The organism is Streptomyces sp. SCL15-4, from assembly GCF_033366695.1.
Classification (GTDB): domain Bacteria; phylum Actinomycetota; class Actinomycetes; order Streptomycetales; family Streptomycetaceae; genus Streptomyces.
Genome location: NZ_JAOBTQ010000001.1, coordinates 5,264,586 through 5,282,276, shown reverse-complemented (window position 1 = coordinate 5,282,276; position 17,691 = coordinate 5,264,586). Strand labels below are relative to the sequence as shown.

Below are 17,691 nucleotides of genomic sequence, written 5' to 3'. Positions count from 1 at the left end.
TCCGGTCAGGCCCCCAGGCCGCGCGAGAGCGCGTAGATCAGCAACCCCGCGAGGGAGCCCACCACCGTGCCGTTGATCCGGATGAATTGCAGGTCACGGCCGATGTGGGCCTCGATCTTGCGGGTGGTGTGCTCGGCGTCCCAGCCCGCCACGGTGTCCGTGATCAAGGAGGTGATCTCCTTGCGGTAGGTCGTCACGACGTGTACCGCCGCGCCCTCCACCCAGGCGTCCACCTTGTCCTGCATCTTCGCCTCGGTGGCCATCCGCGTGCCCAGGGACAGCAGCGCGGACCGCACCCGCCGGCGCAGCTCGCTGCGCTCGTCCTCCGCCGCGGTCACGATCATCGACCGTACGGCCGTCCAGGCGGACGTGATCAGGTCCTGCACCTCGCCGCGGCCGAGCACCTCGCTCTTGAGCCGCTCCACCCGCGCCCGGGTGTCGGTGTCGGACTGGAGGTCGGAGGCGAAGTCGGTGAGGAAACGGTCCAGCGCGCCGCGCGCCGGGTGTGTGGGCATGTCCCGCATCTCGGTGACGAACCGCAGCAGCTCCTTGTAGACCCGCTCGCCGACCTTGCGGTCCACGAACCGCGGGGTCCAGCCGGGCGCGCCGCCCTCCACGGCCACCATCACGTCGGCCCGGTGCAGCTCCAGCCAGTCGTGGGCGCGGGAGACCACCAGGTCCACCACCCGCCGGTGCCCGCCGTCGGCGACGACCTTCTCCAGCGTCTTGCCGATGCCGGGCGCGATCTCCTGGGCGTCGGCCCGCCGGGTGACCGCCTCGCCGACGACCGCCTGCACGTCCGAGTCGCGCAGCACGGTCAGGGCGCCGCGCAGGGCGGTGGCCAGTTCGGCGGTCACCCGGTCGGCGTGCTCGGGCTCGGCCAGCCAGGCGCCGAGCCGGCTGCCGATGCCGACCGCGCGCAGCCGCTGCCGCACGACGTCCTCAGAGAGGAAGTTCTCCCCGACGAACTCGCCCAGCGAGACGCCGAGCTGGTCCTTCTTGGTGGGGATGATCGCGGTGTGCGGGATGGGCAGCCCGAGGGGGTGCCGGAACAGGGCGGTGACCGCGAACCAGTCGGCGAGCGCACCCACCATGCCGGCCTCGGCCGCCGCCGCCACATAGCCGGCCCAGGTCCCGGCGCCCGCGTTCTGGGCGACCTTGGCCAGGACGTAGACCACCGCGACGAACAGCAGCATGCCCGTCGCCGTGAGCTTCATGCGCCGCACCCCGCGCCGGCGCTCCTCGTCGGCCGGGGTGAACGCCGTCATGGTGCGGTACGACGCCGCCCGCTCCGCCGTGCTCGTCTCGGTAGGTTCCATCAGCTCCACCCGTTCGGTGATCCCGCCCACAATTGTCCCTTCCTGTCCGGCTCCCGGAACAGAACGGGAGTTCCCGGCGTCTGTTCCACGGGAGCGGTGGCAGGGTCCTGTCAGGCTTCCCCGGCCCGTGACGCATCATGGGCTCAGCAGGACCGGAGCCTCGGGCTCCCTTCCCGAGGAGAACAACACAAGAGTGACCGAGCGTCATGACGGGGTCGCGGGGGCGTCTCCCGCGAAACTCCGTGCCGTTCTCAGCGCGCTCGTCGCGCTGGTCGTGGCCCTGTCCGCCGGCATCTACGCCACCGTCGCCGCCGACCCCGGCACCGGCCGGGACGCCTTCGCCGACGGCCGCCCGCACGGCGGCTCCCACGCCGCTCCCGCCTCCACCGGCACCTGGGTCGGCGCCTGGGCCGCCGCCCCGGTCGGCGCGGAGCCCGGCACCCGGGCGGCCGGTCTGGCGGGCCACTCGGTCCGCAACGTGGTGCACACCAGCGCCGGCGGTACGAGTGCCCGGGTGACGCTGTCCAATCTCTACGGCCGGTCGGACCTCGTCCTGACCCACGCCTCGCTCGCCCTGGCCGCGGGCGACGGCACCGCGGCGGCCGACGCCGAGACGATGCGGCGGCTCACCTTCGGCGGCGGCACCCAAGTGGTCGTGCCCGCCGGCGGCCAGGTGGTCAGCGACGCCGTGCGCGTCACACTGCCGCCCGGCGCCGACGTGCTGGTCACCACCTACTCCCCCGACCCGTCCGGACCGGTCACCTACCACCGGCACGCCCGGCAGGTGTCGTACACGGCCCGCGGCGACCGCACCGAGGACACCACCGGCAGGCCGTACACCGGCACGACCACGTCCTGGCGCTACCTCACGGCACTCGACGTCGCCGGCTCGGAGGCCGCCGGGACCGTCGTCGCCTTCGGCGACTCCATAACCGACGGCATCACCTCCACCACCGGCGCCGACCACCGCTGGCCCGACATCCTCGCCGGCCGGCTGCGCGCGGCCCTGGCGGACGGCGAGCCGCTGCCCCGCTACAGCGTCGTGAACGAGGGCATCAGCGGCAACCAGGTCCTCGCCGACGGCCCCGGCCGGCCCGCCGAGAACCAGAGCGGTCTCGGCCGCTTCGACCGCGACGCGCTGTCCCGCCCGGGCGCCGAGGTCGTCGTCGTCGACCTCGGCGTCAACGACATCCTGCGCAACCGCCGGCTCGCCGACCCCGACCGGATCGTCGGCGGTCTGCGCACCCTGGTCCGCCGGGCGCACGCCCGCGGGCTGAAGACCGTCGGCGCCACCCTGATGCCCTTCCGCGGCCACCGCGGCTGGACCCCGGCCCGGGAGGCCGTGCGGCGGGAGGTCAACGCGCGGATCCGCGCGGGCGGGGTCTACGACGCCGTCGTGGACTTCGACCGGGCGCTGAGCGACCCCTACGACCCGCGCCGGCTGCGCGCCGAGTACGACTCCGGCGACCATCTGCACCCCAGCGACCTGGGCTACCGCACCATGGCCGAGGTCTTCGACCTGCGGACACTGGAGGGCGCGGGGCAGGCGCGGCTGTGACCACGCGGGGAGGAATACTGTCGGGCATGACCCGCTTGATCCTCGCCACCCGCAACGCCGGAAAGATCACCGAGCTGAGGGCGATCCTCGCCGAGGCCGGACTGCCGCACGAACTGGTCGGCGCCGACGCCTTTCCCGAGGTCCCCGACGTGAAGGAGACCGGCGTCACCTTCGCCGAGAACGCCCTGCTCAAGGCGCACGCCCTCGCCCGGGCCACCGGTCTGCCGGCCGTCGCCGACGACTCGGGGCTGTGCGTGGACGTCCTGGGCGGCGCGCCCGGCATCTTCTCCGCCCGCTGGGCCGGCCGGCACGGCGACGACCAGGCCAACCTGGAGCTGCTGCTCGCCCAGCTGTCCGACATCGCCGAGGAGCACCGCGCGGCCCACTTCGCCTGCGCGGCGGCCCTGGCACTGCCGGACGGCACCGAGCGGGTGGTGGAGGGACGGCTGCGCGGCACGCTGCGGCACGCCCCGGCCGGCACGAACGGCTTCGGCTACGACCCGCTCCTCCAGCCGGAGGGCGAGACGCGGACCTGCGCCGAGCTGAGCCCCGAGGAGAAGAACGCGATCAGCCACCGCGGCAAGGCGTTCCGCGCCCTCGTCCCCGTGGTCCGGGAACTGCTCGGCTGATCTCTGGTGCGGCCGGAGGGACTCGAACCCTCACGGGAGTTACCCCACTGGGACCTAAACCCAGCGTGACTGCCAATTCCACCACGGCCGCCCGGTGCTGCCCGGCCATGCTAGCGGCCGGGCAGCGCCCTCGGACGTCAGATGCCCAGATCCTTGATGATCTTGGCTACGTGGCCGGTCGCCTTGACGTTGTACAAGGCCCGTTCGACCTTGCCGTCCTCGTCCACGACCACCGTGGAGCGGATGACGCCGACGACCGTCTTGCCGTAGAGCTTCTTCTCACCGAAGGCGCCGTACGCCTCCAGCACCCGCTTGTCCGGGTCGGCCAGCAGGGTGACCTTCAGGGATTCCTGCTCGCGGAACTTCGCGAGTTTCTCCGGCTTGTCCGGCGAGACGCCGATGACGTCGTAGCCGGCGGAGGCCAGGACCTCCAGGTTGTCGGTGAAGTCGCAGGCCTGCTTGGTGCAGCCGGGCGTCAGGGCGGCCGGGTAGAAGTAGACGATGACCTTGCGGCCCTTGTGGTCCGAAAGGGACACCTCGTTGCCGTCGGCGTCGGGGAGGGTGAAGGCGGGGGCAACGTCCCCGGGCTGGAGTCGCTCGCTCATCGGACTAGCGTAACCGGGGGCCCTTGCGGTGCGGTGCGGCCATGAGCTGACAGACTGTTCGGAAAGCAGCAGCAGACTTCGGCAGACTTCGGAGGCCGTACGGTGGCGGACACGTCGGACACCAGAACCCCGGCGCAGATCGAGGCGGACATCAGGCGCCGCCGCGAAGTGCTGGCCGAGACACTCGACGAGATCGGGGTGCGCGTGCATCCCAGGACCATCGTCGGGGACGCGAAGGCGAAGGTCGTCGCGAACGTCGACCACACGGTCGGGCGGGCGTACGTTCAGGTCAACCGCGTCGTGAGCGAGGTACGGGCGCGGTTCACGGACGAGGAGGGGGCGCCCCGGCTGGAGCGGGTCGTGCCCGTGGCGATGGTCGTCGTGGGGGTCGTGGGGCTGCTCGCCCTGGGGGCCCGGCGGCGCAGGGACTGACCGGGAACAGGTAGGTTCGACGCGTGAGCGCCAACAGAAACGAGCACAGCACTCCCCACCACGACAAGCTGCCCATCCGGATGCTGCACGACCGGGTTCTCGTGCGGCAGGAGACCGGTGAGGGCGAGCGGCGGTCGGGGGGCGGCATCCTGATTCCCGCCACCGCGGCGGTCGGGCGGCGGCTGGCCTGGGCCGAGGTCGTCGCCGTCGGCCAGAACGTACGGACCGTGGAGCCCGGCGACCGGGTCCTGTTCGATCCGGAGGACCGGGCGGAGGTGGAGGTGCGGGGCGTGGCGTACGTGCTGATGCGCGAGCGCGACCTGCACGCCGTCGCCGCGGACCGGTTCGAGGGCTCGGAGGACTCCACGGGGCTGTATCTGTAGCACGCGTGGACGAAGAGGGCCGGTGACCATCGTCACCGGCCCTCTTTGCCGTGCCCTTGCTACGTTGGAAGGAACCCGACGAGACGCGCCGTACCGGGTCGAAGGCAAAGACGACGCACCCCCAAGAAGAGTCACCGCGTCTCGGAGGTGCCGTCATGGCCTGGATCCTGCTCGTCGTCGCCGGTCTGCTGGAAGTCGCCTGGTCGATCGGGATGAAGTACAGCGAGGGTTTCACCCGCCTCGTCCCGAGCCTGTTCACCGGCGCCGGCATCGTCGCCAGCATGGTGCTGCTGTCCTACGCCGCGAAGTCCCTGCCCATCGGTACCGCCTACGGCGTGTGGGTGGGCATCGGCGCGGCCGGGGCGGCGGTGCTCGGCATGGTGGTGCTCGGTGAGCCGGTCACCGCCGCCCGGATCTTCTTCGTGTGCCTGCTGCTGGTCGCCGTGGTGGGCCTGAAGGCGACCAGCGGCCACTGAGGCGCCGGGGCCCGCCGGGTCAGAGACCGCCGGGGCCACCCCCGGCGCCCCCGTCCGTGGCCGTGGTGCCGCCCGCGGCGGTGCCCCCGCCCGGCGTGCCGCCTCCGGTGGCCGTGCCGCCGCCGGGTGCGCCGCCGCCGGTGGTGGCGGTGCCGCCGCCGTCCGTGGTCGCTCCGCCGCCGGTCGTCGTGGGCCCGCCGGTGGTGGGCGTACCGCCCGTGGTCGTGCCGCCGGTCGCGGGTGCTCCGCCGCCCGTCGTCGTGGTCCCGCCGCCGGTCGTGCCGGTGGTGGCGCCGTCGGTGGGGGTGGCGGTCGGGCCGCCGGTGTCCTGGCCGCCGTCGGTGGTGGCGGTGCCGTCGTCCTGGCCGGCGTCCGTGCCGGGCTCCGGCGTGCCGGTGGCCGGGGGCTCCTGGATCTGGTCGGCGCCCTGCTGGAGCCGCAGGTCGAAGTCCTTGGCCGGCTTGCCCTTCAGCGCGTCCCGCGTGTACTGCGCCCAGATCTCGGTGGGCGGGCCGCCGCCGTTCATACGGGCCTGGCCGAGCGCGCCGTACAGCGGCTGGTGCTTGGCCGTCACCGGGTCCTGGCCCATGACCGCGACCACCGTGGCCAGGTCGGGGGTGTAGCCGGCGAACCAGGCGGCGGTGTCGCTCTCGGCGGTACCGGTCTTGCCCGCCGCCGGCCGGCCCGCGGCCTGCGCGGCGGTGGCGGTGCCGCTCTCGACCACGCTCCGCAGCACCGAGGTGGTGGTGTCGGCGGCCTCCCGGCTGACGGCCTGCTTCACCTTCTGCCCGGGCAGCCTGATCTCGTCCCGGCCGTCCTTGGTGACCTCTTCCACCAGGGTGTACGTGCCGTGCTTGCCGTGGTTGGCGAGCGTGGCGTAGGCCTCCGTCATCTCCAGGACGCTGGCGGTGGCGGTGCCGAGCGCGATGGACGGGGACGGGTAGAGGTCCGGGGTGTCGGCGGGGACGCCGAGGTCGACCGCGGTCTGCTTGACCTTGGCGGGGCCGACGTCGGTGGCCATCTGCGCGTACACCGAGTTCACCGACAGGTCGGTGGCCTTGCGGACGGTGATCGGGCCGTACGACCGCTGGTCCTCGTTCTCGGGCGCGTAGGCACCGCCGCTCCAGCCCTGGACCGGGCGCTGGTTGGTGCCGTCGTAGACCGTGTTCGGGGTGATGGCCCGGCCGTCCTGGGTGGTCGACCCGTTCTCCACGGCGGAGGTGAACACGAACGGCTTGAACGTCGAACCGACCTGGAAGTCACCGCGGGTCGCGCCGTTGGTGTACTGCTTCACGTAGTCGATGCCGCCGTACAGCGCGACGACCTCACCGGTCTTGGGGTCGACGGAGGCGCCGCCGGCCCGGACGTAGGTGTCGGCCTTGCGGTTCTTCTTGTCCAGCTTGCTCATCAGCTGGTCGTCGACCGCCTTGACGAAGGCGTCCTGCCGGTCCTTCCGGATGGTGGTGGTGATGCGGTAGCCACCGGCCTCCAGATGGTCGGTGTCGATGATGTTGTTGCTGGTCAGGTACTGGTTGACCGCCTCGACGAGGTAGCCGCGCTGGCCGGACATGCCGGTGGAGACCGTCTGCTCCTTCGGCATGGCGAACTTCATGCCGGTGCGCTCGGACTGCTTCAGCCAGCCCTTCTTGACCATGCCGTCCAGGACGTAGTTCCAGCGGGCGACTGCCGCCTTCCGGTTCTCCGGGTGGGCCACGACGTCGTACTCGCTCGGCGCGTTGACGAGCGCGGCGAGGTAGGCGGCGCGGGCCGGGTCGAGGTCCTCGGCGTCGCGGCCGTAGTAGGCCTGGGCGGCGGCCTGGATGCCGTAGGCGTTGCGACCGAAGTAGCTGGTGTTGAGGTAGCCCTCCAGGATCTCGTCCTTGGACTTGTTCTGGTCGAGCTTGATCGAGATGAAGAACTCCTTGGCCTTGCGGGTGACCGTCTGCTCCTGGGCCAGGTAGTAGTTCTTCACGTACTGCTGGGTGATCGTCGAGCCGGACTGCTTGCCCTTGCCGGTCGCGGTGTTCCAGGCGGCGCGGAGCATCGCCTTGGGGTCTACGGCGGACTCGGAGTAGAAGTCGCGGTCCTCGGCGGCGAGGATGGCGTGCTGGGCGGCCTTGGAGACGTGCGCGAGGGAGACGTTCTCGCGGTTGACCTCGCCGTCGCGGGCCAGCTGGGAGCCGTCGGCGTACAGGTAGACGTTGCTCTGCTTGGTCGCGAACGCGTTGGCCGGCGGGATGTTCACCAGGGAGTAGCCGACGAAGAACACGCCGATGACCAGCAGCACGCCGACGAAGCAGGTGCCGAGCACCATGCGCCAGGTCGGCACGAGCCGCCGCCAGCCGGTCCGCTTGGGCCGCTTGCCCTTCTTCTTCGCCTTCTTGCCCGTGGGCGCGTCACCGTCGCCGTCGCCGGGCGCGAGGGCGGTGGTCCCGGCCTCGGGACCACCGGGGGCGCCCACGGCGGGGGACGCGGACTCGGCACGGGGGCCGGGTACGGCCCGGGTGGCCTCGGGGCCGCGGGCCTGCGGGCCGGGAGCACCGGCCGCGGACGCGCTTACGGCACCGGCCGCACCGGCGGTGCCTGTCGCGCGGGCGGCGCGGGCGGCGCGCGCGGCGGCCGGGGAGGAGGTGCCGGTGGTGCTCGTCGTGCCGGCCGCGGGGCCGGCGGGCCGGGCGCCGCCGTGGGCACCGGCACCGGCGGATGCGGGACCGGCGGGGTCGGAGGCCCGGGCGCCGGGGGTCCGGGCGGGACGCTTGGCGTCGGCGGGGCCGGGCTCCGCCGGGGAGGAGGCCGGGGTCTTCGGACCGGACGCGCCGACCCGGCGGAGCACCTGGGTGGTCTCGGGCGCCTGACCGGCACCGGCCGCCGGGCCGGGGCCCGCCTTCCCGCCGGGCCGCTCCGTGGACGCGGGGCCCTCGGCGGACCTGGGCGGGGTGACGCGCCGCAGTATCTGGGTGCTCTCGGGCGACGAGGCGTGCTCGGCCCCGTCGGCGGAGCCCGCGCCCCCCTTGTCGGTTCGCGCGCCCTGCGCGGCCTGCCGGGCGCGCGCCACGGACGCCGTCCGCTGCTGCGGCGGCACACCCGCCGCCCCGGAGCCGTCACCGGCCACCGCCCCCGACCGGCCGACGCGCTCCTGACCGGAGCCGGACCGGTCCGGGTCGGAAGGCGCACGGTCGGCGCGGCCGGCACCGGAAGAGCCGAGACCCGACCGCCCGAAGCGCTCCTGCCCGGAACCACCCGGCCCCGAGTCCGGCCGGCCCGCCCCGGAACGCCCCGAGTCCGGCCGTCCTGCGTCGGAACGGCCCGAGTCCGACCGACCCGCGTCGAAACGGCCCACGTCGGACCGACCTGCCTCGGAACGACCCGCATCCGACCGACCCGAGCCGAAACGACCCGAGTCCGACCGGCCTGCGTCGGAACGACCCGACTCGGAAACGGCACGGCCGACGTGACCGGCATCGGGACGGCCAAGGCCCGGCCGGCCGGCATCCTCCTCACCGGAGCCGGACCGGCCGACACCCGACCGACCCGAGTCCGACCGACCCGCCTCGGGACGACCGAGGCCGGACCGGCTCGCGGCGGAACGGTCGACGCCGGCCCCGCCGGCCCGGTCCGCGTCGCGGTTCAGCGCGCCCGGACCCCTCCGGGCACCCTCGGCCCGGTCGCCGGCACCCCGGACACCCCCGACACCGTCGGCACCCCCGGCACCCCGGACGCCCCCGGCCCGGTCGGCTCGCCGGTTCCCGGTGTCCTCGGTGGTCCCGGGGTCCCGCGTGCTCGCGGGTCCCTGGGTCGCGGCAGGGCGTCCCGGGCGGGTGGTGCGGTGTTCGGTGGCCTTCTCCTCGCGGCCCCCCGGCTTCCCGGGCCCTTCAGCCGGCAGCGGCTTTCCCGGTGCCACGCCTTCGTTCGGCTGCTGCGGCTGCGGCTCGTCGCTCATGTCGTGCACGGACTCCTGTTTCGCGTCGTACGTTCCCGTACGCCTCGTACGCTTCTGCGCTCCCCCTGCTGAAGACTCTCGCACCTGGCGTTCCGTTCCCGGATTCCGGCACGCTTCCGGCGGAAAACGCATGGCCGGCCGCCGGGCCTCCGGACTAAGCTCCTGCGCTTCGGTGTCGAGTGATCCGAGGAGGTCGACTGCGGTGGGCGCGGGACGGTTGTACGCGGCGGTCGCGGCAGGGGGGTTCCGACGGTACGCGACCTACCGTGCCGCCACTGCGGCAGGGGTGTTCACGAACACCGTCTTCGGCCTCATTCTCGTCTACACCTACCAGGCGTTGTGGGACGAGCGGCCCCATCTCGGCGGCTACGACCAGGCGCAGGCGCTGACCTACGTCTGGCTCGGGCAGGCGTTCCTGTCGACGCTGGCGATCGGCGGCGGCGGGTTCGAGGACGAGTTGATGGAGCGCATCCGCACCGGGGACGTGGCGATCGACCTGTACCGGCCGGCCGACCTCCAGCTGTGGTGGCTGGCGGCGGACGCCGGCCGGGCGTTCTTCCAGCTGCTGGGCCGGGGCGTCGTACCGTTCGTGTTCGGCGCGCTGTGCTTCCCGCTGGCGCTGCCGGCCGACGCCGGCACCTGGGTGGCGTTCCTCGTGGCCGTCCTCCTCGCGATGCTGGTCGGCTTCGGCATCCGCTACCTGGTGGCGCTGAGCGCGTTCTGGCTGCTGGACGGCACCGGGATGACCCAGATGGCGTGGCTGCTCGGCTACTTCTGCTCGGGCATGCTGCTGCCGCTCAACGTGTTCCCGGGCGCCCTCGGCGAGGTCGTACGCGTGCTGCCCTGGTCCTCGCTGCTCCAGGCCCCGGCGGACATCCTGCTCGGGCACGCCGACCCGCTGTCCACCTATCTGTTCCAGGCTGCGTGGGCGGCCGTCCTGCTGGGTGCCGGGCGGCTGTTGCAGTCGGCGGCGACGCGCAGGGTGGTGGTGCAGGGTGGCTGAGGGGCGGGGCCGGCGGCTGGCGGAGGCCGCCCGGGCGTACCGGCTGATCGCGGGGATGTGGGTGCGGTCCACGATGGCCTACCGCGCGTCCTTCGCCATGACCACGCTCGGGAACTTCGTGGCGACCTTCCTCGACTTCGTCGCGATCATGCTGATGTTCTCCCGGGTGGACGCGCTCGGCGGCTACGCGCTGCCCGAGGTGGCGTTCCTGTACGGGCTGTCCGCGACCTCCTTCGGGCTGGCGGACCTGGTGATCGGCTCGATGGAGCGGCTGGGCCGGCGGGTGCGGGACGGCACGCTCGACATGCTGCTGGTGCGCCCGGCGCCGGTGCTGGCGCAGCTGGCGGCGGACCGGTTCGCGCTCCGGCGGCTGGGCCGGGTGACGCAGGGCGCGCTGGTGCTGGGCTGGTCGCTGACCCGGGTGGACATCGACTGGACGGCGGACCGGCTGCTGCTGATGCCGGTGATGCTGGCCGGCGGCTGCGGGATCTTCTGCGCGGTGTTCGTGGCGGGGGCCGCGTTCCAGTTCCTGGCGCAGGACGCCTCGGAGGTGCAGAACGCCTTCACCTACGGCGGGACGACGCTGCTCCAGTACCCGCCGACGGTGTTCGCGAAGGAGCTGGTGCGCGGGGTGACGTTCGTGCTGCCGCTGGCCTTCGTCAACTGGCTGCCCGCCGCTCATGTCCTGGGCCGGCCGTATCCGCTGGGCCTGCCGGAGTGGACCGCGTTCGCCTCCCCGCTGGTGGCGGCGGCGTGCTGTGCGCTCGCGGGGCTGGCCTGGCGGGCGGGACTTCGTTCGTATCGCGGCACAGGGAGCTGACATGGGCGACTTCATCACTCTGGAGAACGTGGAGAAGGTCTTCCGGGTGCGCCGGAAGTCCGGGTTCCTGTGGCGGGAGCGGCGCGAGGTGCGGGCGGTGGACTCGCTGTCGTTCGGTGTGGCCCGCGGCGAGATGGTCGGGTACATCGGGCCGAACGGCGCGGGGAAGTCGACCACCGTCAAGATGCTGACCGGGATCCTCACGCCGAGCGCCGGGCGGCTGCGGGTGGCCGGCATCGACCCGGCGCGGGAGCGGACGCGCCTGGCGCACCGGATCGGGGTGGTGTTCGGGCAGCGGACCACGCTGTGGTGGGACCTGCCGCTGATCGACTCCTACCGGCTGGCGCACCGCATGTACCGCATCCCGGACGCCCGTTACCGGCAGAACCTGGACCGGATGGTGGAACTGCTGGATCTGGGCGGCCTGTTGGACGTGCCGGTGCGGCAGTTGTCGCTCGGGCAGCGGATGCGCGGGGACATCGCGGCGGCGCTGCTGCACGACCCCGACGTGCTGTACCTGGACGAGCCGACGATCGGCCTGGACGTCGTGTCGAAGGCCAGGGTGCGGGAGTTCCTGCGCGAGGTGAACGCCGAGCGCGGCACGACGGTGCTGCTGACCACGCACGACCTCCAGGACATCGAGCAGTTGTGCTCCCGGGTGATGGTGATCGACCACGGCCGGCTGATGTACGACGGCGCGCTGACGGGGCTGCACGAGGTCGGCGAGAGCGAACGGACGCTCGTGGTGGACCTGGAGCGGGAGCTCCCGCCGGTCGAGGTGCCGTCGGCCCGGGTGGTGCGGGTGGAGGGGCCGCGGCAGTGGCTGGCGTTCCCGGCGGGGCAGTCGGCGGCGCCGGTCGTCGCGCACCTGGCGGCCCGCTATCCGCTGGTGGACCTGTCGGTGCGGGAGCCGGACATCGAGGCGGTCATCGCCAGGATGTACGCGGAGAAGGCGGTTCCGTAACCGCCCGCGCCGGCGTCCGGAAGGGGCCCGGGGAACGCCTCGGTCCCCGCACCTCACCCGCGCGGCGCCCCTACGACGTGCACACCTTCGTCAGTTCTCCCGCCGCCTCGGTCACCGGGTCCAGGTCCGGTGTGTCGTCCCCGTCGCGGACCGCCGTGCGGACGTTGTCCACGGCCTCGCGGAGGTCGTCCACGGCCTTGTCGACGTCGGCGTCGTCGGTCTTGCCGCCGATCTCGCGCAGGCTCTTGTCGATGGAGTCGAGCGAGGCGTCGGCCTTGGCGGGGTCGTTCGCGGCGTTCTCCACGGCCTGCCGGAGGTCGGTGACGTTGTCGGCGATGGCGTCGGCGGTCTGCACGCAGTCCAGCGCCTTGTCCACGGCGTCGCAGCCGGTGGTCAGTCCGGCGGTGAGCGCGACGGCGGCCATCGTGGCGGCGACGGCGGTGACCCGGCCCCGGCGTGGGCGTCGGCTGACGGGCATGGCGGGTTCCCTCCCCTGGGACGGCTGGCGGGGCGCGCGGGGCTGAGCCCGTGCGCCCGTACCCACAGGGACGCCGCCGGGGCCCGGCGGGTTGCCGGCGGGCCCGGACGGACGCCGGTTCAGGCCCGGGTCGTCTCCAGCGCCGCCCGCTGGACCGCGGCCAGTTCCGTGCAGCCGGCGACGGCGAGGTCGAGCAGGGCGTTCAGCTCGTCGCGGGCGAAGGGCTCGGCCTCGGCGGTGCCCTGGACCTCGACGAAGCGGCCGTCACCGGTGCAGACGACGTTCATGTCGGTGTCGGCGCGCACGTCCTCCTCGTAGCAGAGGTCGAGCAGCGGGACGCCGCCGACGATGCCGACGGAGACGGCGCTGACGGTGCCGGTGAGCGGCTGCCGGCCGGCCTTGACCAGCTTCTTGCCCTGGGCCCAGGCGACGGCGTCGGCCAGGGCGACGTAGGCGCCGGTGATGGCCGCCGTGCGGGTGCCGCCGTCGGCCTGGAGGACGTCGCAGTCGAGGACGACGGTGTTCTCGCCGAGCGCCTTGTAGTCGATGACGGCGCGCAGGGAGCGGCCGATGAGCCGGGAGATCTCGTGGGTGCGGCCGCCGATCTTGCCCTTGACGGACTCGCGGTCGCCGCGGGTGTTGGTGGCGCGGGGCAGCATGGAGTACTCCGCGGTGACCCAGCCCTCGCCGCTGCCCTTGCGCCAGCGCGGGACCCCTTCGGTGACGGAGGCGGTGCAGAAGACCTTGGTGTCGCCGAAGGAGATGAGGACGGAGCCCTCGGCGTGCTTGCTCCAGCCGCGTTCGATGGTGACCGGGCGGAGTTGTTCGGGCGTACGGCCGTCGATGCGAGACATGCCGCCGAGCCTAGCCGTACCGGACGAAGGGGCTCCTCCCGCGTCGGGAGAAGCCCCTTCGGGGTGAACCGGACCGGTTCACATCATGTCTTCGATCTCCGCGGCGATCGGGTCGGCGTCGGTGCCGATGACGACCTGGATGGCGGTGCCCATCTTCACCACGCCGTGGGCGCCGGCGGCCTTCAGGGCGGCCTCGTCGACCAGGCTCGCGTCGGACACCTCGGTGCGCAGCCGGGTGATGCAGCCCTCGATCTCCTCGATGTTGTCGATGCCACCGAGCCCGGCGACGATCTTCTCAGCCTTGCTGGCCATGTTCCTTCTCCCTGCTCCGAACCGCTTTGTCGCAGTAACCCACAGTTGGCCCATCTTTGCGAGCGGTCATGCCGTCCGTGCCCAATGATGGCGATCACAACAGCGGAACCGTCCGTCGACTGGTCTACACCACCGTGGGGAGGGTCGCCAAACCCATGAGCGCCGAGAGCACGGCCGGTCCCGTCCGGGCCCGTTGGAACGGCTTGTTCCAGGGCCTGCAGAAGATGGGCCGCAGCCTCCAGCTGCCCATCGCCGTGCTGCCGGCGGCGGGCATCCTGAACCGGCTGGGTCAGCCCGATCTGTTCGGCGCGGACGGCCTCGGCTGGACGAACGTCTCCAAGGTGATGAGCGGGGCGGGCGGCGCGCTGCTGGACGGGCAGCTGGGGCTGCCGCTGCTGTTCTGCGTGGGCGTCGCGATCGGCATGGCGAAGAAGGCGGACGGCTCGACGGCGCTCGCGGCGGTGACGGGTTTCCTCGTCTACTACGGCGTGCTGCGGCAGTTCCCCGAGGCGTGCCCGGCGGGCGCGAAGGTGGTGACGACGGGCTGCCAGGCGGCCGGCGGCACGGTGTCCGCGTTCACCTACCAGAACCCGGGCGTCTTCGGCGGCATCGTCGTGGGCCTGCTGGCGGCCTTTTTCTGGGCCCGCTACCACCGCACGCGCCTGGTGGACTGGCTGGGCTTCTTCAACGGCCGCCGGCTGGTGCCGATCATCATGGCGTTCGCCGCGATCGTGTTCGCCGTGCTGTGCCTGCTGGTCTGGCCGGCCGTCGGGGGTGCCCTGGAGAGCTTCAGCGGGTGGCTGCGGAACGCGGGCGCCTGGGGCGCGGGCGTCTTCGGGGTGGCCAACCGGGCGCTGCTGGTGGTGGGGCTGCACCAGTTCCTCAACGTGCCGATCTGGTTCCAGTTCGGCAGCTACACCAAGCCCGACGGCACGGTGGTGCACGGCGACATCAACATGTTCCTCCAGGGCGATCCGCACGCCGGCCAGTTCACCTCGGGCTTCTTCCCGGTCATGATGTTCGCGCTGCCGGCCGCCGCGCTGGCGATCACGCACTGCGCGCGGCCGGAGCGGCGCAAGGAGACCGGCGGCCTGATGCTGTCGGTGGCGCTCACCTCGTTCGTGACCGGCATCACCGAGCCGCTGGAGTACTCGTTCCTGTTCATCGCGCCCGCCCTGTACGCGGTGCACGCCGTGCTCACCGGGGTGTCGATGGCGGTGACCTGGGCGCTCGGGGTGCACGACGGGTTCAGCTTCTCGGCGGGGCTGATCGACTACGTGATCAACTGGAACCTGGCGACGAGACCGTGGGCGATCATCCCGATCGGCCTCGGCCTGGCGGCCGTGTACTACGTCGTCTTCCGGCTCGCGATCACCCGGTTCGACCTGAGGACACCGGGACGGGAGCCGGCGGAGGAGGTGGAGGACGTCACCAAGGTCTGAGGCGGCATCACCTAAGGTCAAAGGCGCACAGCGTGTAGCGTCGCGGTCGCGGAATCACGGGTTCCTTACGCCGCCTTCATCGTGCTACAACAGGTCTACACCACAGGTGGTGTAGACCAGAGACGCTGCCGTCCCCTTCCATGGTTCCCGGGCGGCGCCCTGCCCGATGGAGGAAGTATGACCACCGCCACCGAGTCGGCGGCCCCGGCTGCGAAGCCGGCGAAAAAGAGGGGCGCGGGCCTGTTCCAGGGCCTGCAGAAGGTCGGCCGCAGCCTGCAGCTCCCGATCGCCGTCCTGCCGGCCGCGGGCATCATGGTCCGGCTCGGCCAGGACGACATCTTCGGCAAGGACGGCCTCGGCTGGGACAAGGTCGCGACCGTCTTCAACGCCGCCGGCGGCGCCATCACCGGCAGCCTGCCGATCCTGTTCTGCATCGGCGTGGCCATCGGCTTCGCCAAGAAGGCGGACGGCTCGACCGCGCTCGCCGCGCTGGTCGGCTTCCTCGTCTACAGCAAGGTGCTCCAGGCCTTCCCGGTGACCGAGGAGCACATCGAGAAGGGCAAGATAGTCGCCGCGACGTACAACGACCCCGGGGTGCTCGGCGGCATCATCATGGGTCTGCTCGCGGCGGTGATGTGGCAGCGGTTCCACCGCACCAAGCTGGTGGACTGGCTCGGCTTCTTCAACGGCCGCCGGCTGGTGCCGATCCTCATGGCCTTCGTCGGCGCCCTGGTGGGCGTCCTCTTCACCCTCGTCTGGGAGCCCATCGGCGACGGCATCACCAACTTCGGCGAGTGGATGACGGGCCTCGGCTCCGCCGGCGCGGCCCTGTTCGGCCTGGTCAACCGCGGACTGATCCCGATCGGCATGCACCAGTTCGTGAACACGGTGGCGTGGTTCCAGCTCGGCGACTTCAAGAACGCCTCCGGCGACATCGTGCACGGCGACATCACCCGGTTCCTCGCCGGCGACTCGTCCGCGGGCCTGTTCCAGACCGGCTTCTTCCCGATCATGATGTTCGGTCTGCCGGCCGCCGCGATCGCCATCGCGCACTGCGCCCGCCCCGAGCGCCGCAAGGCCGTGATGGGCATGATGGTCTCCCTCGCGCTGACGTCCTTCGTCACCGGTGTGACCGAGCCCATCGAGTTCACCTTCATGTTCATCGCCCCGGTCCTCTACGTCATCCACGCGGTGCTGACGGCCGTGTCCATGGCGGTCACCTGGGGGCTCGGCGTCCACGCGGGCTTCAACTTCTCGGCCGGCGCGATCGACTACATACTGAACTGGAACCTGGCGACCAAGCCGTGGCTGATCATCCCGGTCGGCCTGGTGTTCGCGGCGATCTACTACGCGCTCTTCCGGTTCGCGATCCTCAAGTTCGACCTGAAGACCCCGGGCCGCGAGCCCGAGGAGGAGGTCGAGGACCTCACCAAGGCGTGAGCGAGGCCGCCACGGCATGACGAAGGCCCCGGAAGCCCATGGCTTCCGGGGCCTTGTCGCGTGCCCGGTGTCAGATCTCGTACGTCTGCCGCGGAGCGGCCAGCTCCACCGGTCCGGGGAACGCCTCGCGGGCGTGCCGCAGGTTGACCTGGGGGTCCGTCCACGGCGGGATGTGGGTGAGGAGCAGCCGGCGGGCACCCGCGCGGGTCGCCGTCTCACCCGCCTCACGGCCGTTGAGGTGCAGGTCGGGGATGCTCTCCTTGCCGTGCGTGAACGCCGCCTCGCACAGGAACAGATCGGTGTCCCGGGCCAGCTCGTCCAGCGCCTCGGTGACGCCCGTGTCGCCGGAGTACGTCAGGGACTTCCCGCCGTGCTCGACGCGGATGCCGTACGCCTCCACGGGGTGGCGGACCCGCTCGGTGTGCACGGTGAAGGGGCCGACCTCGAAGGTGGAGGGCTTCACCGTGTGGAAGTCGAAGACCTCGCTCATGGAGGAGGCGGAGGGGGTGTCCGCGTAGGCCGTGGTCAGGCGGTGTTCGGTGCCCTCGGGGCCGTAGACCGGCAGAGGGGCGCACCGGCCGCCCTCGTGGCGGTAGTAGCGCGCCACGAAGTACGCGCACATGTCGATGCAGTGATCGGCGTGCAGATGGCTGAGGAAGATCGCGTCGAGGTCGTAGAGACCGCAGTGGCGCTGCAGCTCGCCCAGGGCGCCGTTGCCCATGTCGAGAAGCAGCCGGAAGCCGTCGGCCTCGACGAGGTAGCTCGAACAGGCCGATTCCGCGGACGGGAACGACCCCGAGCAGCCGACGACGGTGAGCTTCATGAAGCAGAAACCTCCGTTGGCGGGAAAAGCGGTGGGCAGGATGGTGGAGCCACTCTGGACGAGGGGCTGACGGGGGTCGTGCGGTTTGTCGAGCGTAAGGCGCGACGGCGCGGGTCGCTCCTCCGCCAGGGGCCGTTGTGGGCGAACTCACCTGTGCTGTCACCGGTTCGGCTGGACCGGGGGCGCACCGGGTTCCACGGAGGGCGCGCGATG

The 17,691-nt window shown here is 72.2% G+C and carries 17 protein-coding genes, 1 tRNA gene and 1 riboswitch; of the genes, 10 read left to right on the top strand and 8 right to left on the bottom strand.

Annotated elements, in window-relative coordinates:
- Positions 1–5: 5 nt before the first annotated feature.
- Positions 6–1,319: a DUF445 domain-containing protein gene (locus SCK26_RS23645; protein ID WP_318203320.1), complete on the bottom strand. Its 1,314-nt coding sequence runs from the start codon at positions 1,317–1,319 to the stop codon at positions 6–8.
- Positions 1,320–1,512: 193 nt separating this feature from the next.
- Between SCK26_RS23645 and SCK26_RS23640 the strand changes: the two genes are divergently transcribed.
- Complete coding sequence (locus SCK26_RS23640) at positions 1,513–2,877, top strand: SGNH/GDSL hydrolase family protein (RefSeq protein ID WP_318203319.1); 1,365 nt, start codon at positions 1,513–1,515, stop codon at positions 2,875–2,877.
- A 26-nt stretch (positions 2,878–2,903) separates the two neighbouring features.
- Positions 2,904–3,506 (top strand): RdgB/HAM1 family non-canonical purine NTP pyrophosphatase, encoded by a 603-nt coding sequence (rdgB, locus tag SCK26_RS23635; RefSeq protein WP_318203318.1) that lies wholly within the window; start codon positions 2,904–2,906, stop codon positions 3,504–3,506.
- A 4-nt stretch (positions 3,507–3,510) separates the two neighbouring features.
- On the opposite strand, the gene SCK26_RS23630 is transcribed toward rdgB, so the two are convergent.
- Positions 3,511–3,597: transfer RNA gene (locus SCK26_RS23630), tRNA-Leu, on the bottom strand.
- Between the two features lie 46 nt (positions 3,598–3,643).
- Positions 3,644–4,111, bottom strand: coding sequence for a thioredoxin-dependent thiol peroxidase (gene bcp, locus SCK26_RS23625; protein ID WP_318203317.1), 468 nt, complete (start codon positions 4,109–4,111; stop codon positions 3,644–3,646).
- Between the two features lie 102 nt (positions 4,112–4,213).
- Between bcp and SCK26_RS23620 the strand changes: the two genes are divergently transcribed.
- The 3 genes from SCK26_RS23620 to sugE all read left to right on the top strand — a co-directional run bounded on the left by SCK26_RS23620 (position 4,214) and on the right by sugE (position 5,402).
- Complete coding sequence (locus SCK26_RS23620) at positions 4,214–4,543, top strand: DUF3618 domain-containing protein (protein WP_318203316.1); 330 nt, start codon at positions 4,214–4,216, stop codon at positions 4,541–4,543.
- Between the two features lie 23 nt (positions 4,544–4,566).
- Positions 4,567–4,926 (top strand): GroES family chaperonin, encoded by a 360-nt coding sequence (locus SCK26_RS23615; RefSeq protein WP_014672972.1) that lies wholly within the window; start codon positions 4,567–4,569, stop codon positions 4,924–4,926.
- 49 nt (positions 4,927–4,975) lie between these two features.
- Positions 4,976–5,046: riboswitch (guanidine-III (ykkC-III) riboswitch) on the top strand.
- A 35-nt stretch (positions 5,047–5,081) separates the two neighbouring features.
- Positions 5,082–5,402 (top strand): quaternary ammonium compound efflux SMR transporter SugE, encoded by a 321-nt coding sequence (gene sugE, locus SCK26_RS23610; RefSeq protein WP_030610391.1) that lies wholly within the window; start codon positions 5,082–5,084, stop codon positions 5,400–5,402.
- Between the two features lie 19 nt (positions 5,403–5,421).
- Here the strand turns inward: sugE and SCK26_RS23605 are convergent, their stop codons facing one another.
- The gene (locus SCK26_RS23605; RefSeq protein ID WP_412080863.1) at positions 5,422–8,235 is read right to left on the bottom strand and encodes a transglycosylase domain-containing protein; all 2,814 of its coding nucleotides are present in this window, start codon (positions 8,233–8,235) and stop codon (positions 5,422–5,424) included.
- 1,309 nt (positions 8,236–9,544) lie between these two features.
- Here SCK26_RS23605 and SCK26_RS23600 point away from each other — a divergent pair.
- The 3 genes from SCK26_RS23600 to SCK26_RS23590 are packed head-to-tail and all read left to right on the top strand — an operon-like array spanning position 9,545 to position 12,129.
- Positions 9,545–10,345, top strand: coding sequence for an ABC transporter permease (locus tag SCK26_RS23600; protein ID WP_318203314.1), 801 nt, complete (start codon positions 9,545–9,547; stop codon positions 10,343–10,345).
- A gap of 55 nt (positions 10,346–10,400) precedes the next feature.
- The gene (locus SCK26_RS23595; protein WP_318206075.1) at positions 10,401–11,165 is read left to right on the top strand and encodes an ABC transporter permease; all 765 of its coding nucleotides are present in this window, start codon (positions 10,401–10,403) and stop codon (positions 11,163–11,165) included.
- Position 11,166: 1 nt separating this feature from the next.
- Positions 11,167–12,129 (top strand): ATP-binding cassette domain-containing protein, encoded by a 963-nt coding sequence (locus SCK26_RS23590; RefSeq protein WP_318203313.1) that lies wholly within the window; start codon positions 11,167–11,169, stop codon positions 12,127–12,129.
- Between the two features lie 70 nt (positions 12,130–12,199).
- On the opposite strand, the gene SCK26_RS23585 is transcribed toward SCK26_RS23590, so the two are convergent.
- The 3 genes from SCK26_RS23585 to SCK26_RS23575 form a co-directional block, all read right to left on the bottom strand.
- Positions 12,200–12,607, bottom strand: coding sequence for a hypothetical protein (locus SCK26_RS23585; RefSeq protein WP_318203312.1), 408 nt, complete (start codon positions 12,605–12,607; stop codon positions 12,200–12,202).
- Between the two features lie 119 nt (positions 12,608–12,726).
- Positions 12,727–13,461, bottom strand: coding sequence for a ribonuclease PH (rph, locus tag SCK26_RS23580; RefSeq protein WP_318203311.1), 735 nt, complete (start codon positions 13,459–13,461; stop codon positions 12,727–12,729).
- A 78-nt stretch (positions 13,462–13,539) separates the two neighbouring features.
- The gene (locus SCK26_RS23575; protein ID WP_030610403.1) at positions 13,540–13,773 is read right to left on the bottom strand and encodes a glucose PTS transporter subunit EIIB; all 234 of its coding nucleotides are present in this window, start codon (positions 13,771–13,773) and stop codon (positions 13,540–13,542) included.
- 155 nt (positions 13,774–13,928) lie between these two features.
- On the opposite strand from SCK26_RS23575, the gene SCK26_RS23570 reads away from it, so the two are divergent.
- Both SCK26_RS23570 and SCK26_RS23565 read left to right on the top strand, forming a co-directional pair.
- Entirely contained in the window at positions 13,929–15,215 is a 1,287-nt protein-coding gene (locus SCK26_RS23570; protein WP_318203310.1) for a PTS transporter subunit EIIC, read from the top strand.
- A 177-nt stretch (positions 15,216–15,392) separates the two neighbouring features.
- Positions 15,393–16,655: a PTS transporter subunit EIIC gene (locus SCK26_RS23565; protein WP_318203309.1), complete on the top strand. Its 1,263-nt coding sequence runs from the start codon at positions 15,393–15,395 to the stop codon at positions 16,653–16,655.
- Positions 16,656–16,725: 70 nt separating this feature from the next.
- On the opposite strand, the gene SCK26_RS23560 is transcribed toward SCK26_RS23565, so the two are convergent.
- Entirely contained in the window at positions 16,726–17,478 is a 753-nt protein-coding gene (locus SCK26_RS23560; protein WP_318203308.1) for an MBL fold metallo-hydrolase, read from the bottom strand.
- Positions 17,479–17,691 lie beyond the last annotated feature (213 nt).

Bases quoted from the DNA above. Each gene is read 5' to 3' on its own strand.
- SCK26_RS23645 (WP_318203320.1), bottom strand. From the start codon at position 1,319: ATGGAACCTACCGAGACGAGCACGGCGGAGCGGGCGGCGTCGTACCGC.
- rdgB (WP_318203318.1), top strand. From the start codon at position 2,904: ATGACCCGCTTGATCCTCGCCACCCGCAACGCCGGAAAGATCACCGAG.
- bcp (WP_318203317.1), bottom strand. From the start codon at position 4,111: ATGAGCGAGCGACTCCAGCCCGGGGACGTTGCCCCCGCCTTCACCCTC.
- sugE (WP_030610391.1), top strand. From the start codon at position 5,082: ATGGCCTGGATCCTGCTCGTCGTCGCCGGTCTGCTGGAAGTCGCCTGG.
- SCK26_RS23595 (WP_318206075.1), top strand. From the start codon at position 10,401: ATGTGGGTGCGGTCCACGATGGCCTACCGCGCGTCCTTCGCCATGACC.
- SCK26_RS23590 (WP_318203313.1), top strand. From the start codon at position 11,167: ATGGGCGACTTCATCACTCTGGAGAACGTGGAGAAGGTCTTCCGGGTG.
- SCK26_RS23585 (WP_318203312.1), bottom strand. From the start codon at position 12,607: ATGCCCGTCAGCCGACGCCCACGCCGGGGCCGGGTCACCGCCGTCGCC.
- rph (WP_318203311.1), bottom strand. From the start codon at position 13,461: ATGTCTCGCATCGACGGCCGTACGCCCGAACAACTCCGCCCGGTCACC.
- SCK26_RS23575 (WP_030610403.1), bottom strand. From the start codon at position 13,773: ATGGCCAGCAAGGCTGAGAAGATCGTCGCCGGGCTCGGTGGCATCGAC.
- SCK26_RS23570 (WP_318203310.1), top strand. From the start codon at position 13,929: ATGAGCGCCGAGAGCACGGCCGGTCCCGTCCGGGCCCGTTGGAACGGC.
- SCK26_RS23565 (WP_318203309.1), top strand. From the start codon at position 15,393: ATGACCACCGCCACCGAGTCGGCGGCCCCGGCTGCGAAGCCGGCGAAA.
- SCK26_RS23560 (WP_318203308.1), bottom strand. From the start codon at position 17,478: ATGAAGCTCACCGTCGTCGGCTGCTCGGGGTCGTTCCCGTCCGCGGAA.